At 66.5% G+C, this 266-nt stretch carries 1 pseudogene; it reads right to left on the bottom strand.

Annotated elements, in window-relative coordinates:
• Positions 1–220 (bottom strand): annotated as a pseudogene (locus IH80_RS46760) (hypothetical protein); the annotation flags it as partial.
• Positions 221–266: the final 46 nt, after the last annotated feature.

Raw genomic sequence — 266 nt, 5'->3', positions numbered from 1 at the left:
ACGCCGGAATGCCCGCCGTACCCGCGACCTGCAAGGTCACGGTCCCGCCCTGGCCCACCTTCGCCTTCGGCACACCCAGCCCGACACGCGTGTCCATCAACCGCGTCGGCGTGACCGGCTTGTACGTCGAGCCCGAGCCGTCCGTCGTGTAATAGCCGGCCACGTCGGCGATCAGATCGACCGATCCGGCGTTGTTGTAGAAGCTGACCTTCCCGTTCACCACAGGGACGACGACCAGGTTCGGAATCGTCTGCCCGGCCGTGAAG

The sequence above is a fragment of the Streptomyces sp. NRRL S-378 genome (genome assembly GCF_000720645.1).
Classification (GTDB): Bacteria; Actinomycetota; Actinomycetes; order Streptomycetales; family Streptomycetaceae; genus Streptomyces.
Note: the sequence above shows the minus strand (reverse complement) of the source record. Positions and strands in the feature narration are given on the sequence as shown.